The 2,025-nt window shown below is 73.1% G+C and carries 3 protein-coding genes and 1 pseudogene; all 4 read left to right on the forward strand.

From position 1 onward, the window contains the following. A pseudogene (locus KCH_RS42880) lies at positions 1-270 on the forward strand (hypothetical protein); the annotation flags it as partial. A 102-nt stretch (positions 271-372) separates the two neighbouring features. After that, on the forward strand, positions 373-831 hold the full coding sequence (locus KCH_RS31115) for a DUF3592 domain-containing protein (protein ID WP_035868516.1): 459 nt from the start codon (positions 373-375) through the stop codon (positions 829-831). 71 nt (positions 832-902) lie between these two features. Beyond that, positions 903-1,319 (forward strand): DUF3592 domain-containing protein, encoded by a 417-nt coding sequence (locus KCH_RS31120; protein WP_035868519.1) that lies wholly within the window; start codon positions 903-905, stop codon positions 1,317-1,319. Positions 1,320-1,386: 67 nt separating this feature from the next. Next, positions 1,387-1,899 carry a DUF3592 domain-containing protein gene (locus tag KCH_RS31125; RefSeq protein WP_035868522.1) on the forward strand — a complete coding sequence of 171 codons (513 nt, stop codon included), beginning with the start codon at positions 1,387-1,389 and terminating at the stop codon, positions 1,897-1,899. The last annotated feature ends 126 nt before the right edge of the window (positions 1,900-2,025 follow it).

A 2,025-nucleotide genomic window follows, 5' to 3' on the forward strand; every position in this document is an offset into this window, starting at 1 on the left:
CGCCCGCTTCACCGGACACGCCGGCACGGCCGTCATCACCGCCGCCCCGAACTCCTCTTCTGGTGCGGCGACCTGCTCACCGCCGCCGGGGAGGAAGTCGTCGCCGACCGCGAGATGCACCGCCGCGGCGAGTCCTACCTCGGCGACCTGGCCAACCTCTTCGAGCCGCGCTGGACCCACCACCCCATGCACGCCCTCCTCGTCGTCGCCATCGACCCGATCTTCCACAAGTCCCGCTGGCAGCGGCTCCGCAATCGCCGATCCGCCTGACCGATCGTCAAAGGCCGTCTACCGTGGTCTTCCTGACGCCGTGCGCGCGGGCCGGGCACCACGCCCCGGTCGGTGAACGGCCGCTGCCGACGGGGGAGTTGGATGACGGGCGGATGGGGCGGTCCGATCGCGAGCGCCGTCCTCACACTGATCGGCGTGGCGCTCGCCGCGGGCGGGGTCGGCATGTGCCTCTCCCTCGTCCGCACCGACGAGCGCGAGCAGCGCACCCTCGCCGAAGGCCTGCCCGCCGAAGCCGTCGTCCTGCGCGCCTACCAGGAACGCAGCACCGGCGGGGACCACACCACCATCATCACCCACCGCGCCGTCCTCGGCTTCCACACCCACGACGGACGCGAAGTCCACCTCGACGAGTCGGGACAGCGGCGCAAGGTCGGCGAGCGGGTCGGGCTCCGCTACCTTCCGGAGCACCCCGACCTGGCCGTGACCACCGACCGCAGCGCCGCCTCCCGCAGTGCCGAGGCCGTCCTGCGCATCCTGGGCAGCGTCGCCCTCATCGCGCTCGGCATCGTGGTCACGATCGGCGGCCTCACCACGTTCTGACCCCTTCACCGTCCGCACCGTCTCTGCCGTGATCGACTTCTGGACGGCAGACGCACCGGAGGGGCACCGGGATGGGCGGGAACCAGAAGCTCGGAGCCCTGGTCGGGCCGGTGTTCGTACTCGGCGCGGTCCTCTTCGCGTGGCCGAACATCAAGGCCCGCCTCGACTTCGCCGACGCTCCGCACGTCCGGGCCACCGTCCTGTCCGCCGAGTACGTCAAGGGTGCGGCCGCCGAGGTCACCCTCGCCGTCCCGGAGCCCGTGCCGCTGGACGACCTCCGGACCGGTCCCGACGGCCTGGCGCCCGGCGACACCGTCACCGCGCTCGTCCGGCCCGGCCACGCCCTGCTGCCGGAGCAGCTCCGCCGGTCCCTGTTCTTCCTCCCCACCCTCTTCGCCGCCGTCGGCTGCCTGTTCACCGCGGTCGGCTTCCTGGCCCTCCGCGCCGACCCGCCGACCGGGCCGACCGACCCGGAAAGCTGGCTCTGACCGCCCGTCACACGGTGCGGGCGGCAAGCCTTATGATGCGGCGCACTGCACACCACCGGGGGGACCGATGAACGACGCAGGACAGACCTTCGGCACGGCCTTCGGCATCGTCTTCGCCCTCGTCGGCCTGCTGGTCGCGGCGCTGGGCACCACCCCGATCGTGCTGCTGCTCCGCTGGAACGCGCGCCGCAACCGCGTCCGCAGCACCGGCCTGCTCGCCGAGGCCGAAGTGCTGGAGACCTACCTGACGCACCATCAGCACCACGAGGACAGCACGCACTCGGTCACCGTCGGAAGCCGGCGCCACGTCATCCTCGGCTTCCGCACCGCAGACGGCGAGGACGTCCGGGTCGGCGACACCAGCGGAGTGCCGCGGATCGTCGGCGACCGCGTCACCGTCCGCTACCTCCCCGAGAACCCCGGCGGGGCGCTCCCCGTCGTGCCCGAGGGCCCGGCCCGCCGGATCGTCCTCGCGCTGCTGATCGCCTTCCTCGCGGTCTTCGCCGTGGTCGGCCTGTTCTTCGCGGTCTTCGGCATCGGCATCGCCGTCTTCTCCCAAGACCTGCCGGACGCTCCCTGACCCCACGTCACCCCCGGGAACGCCCGCGACCCCGTGCACGGGCGTCAGCCGCCCGCAGGCGCGCCGGGACCGCGGCCCACCCTGCGCGCACTCCGCGCACTCCGGCAGCGACCACCCGCAACGGCG

The sequence above is a fragment of the Kitasatospora cheerisanensis KCTC 2395 genome, assembly GCF_000696185.1.
GTDB lineage: Bacteria > Actinomycetota > Actinomycetes > Streptomycetales > Streptomycetaceae > Kitasatospora > Kitasatospora cheerisanensis.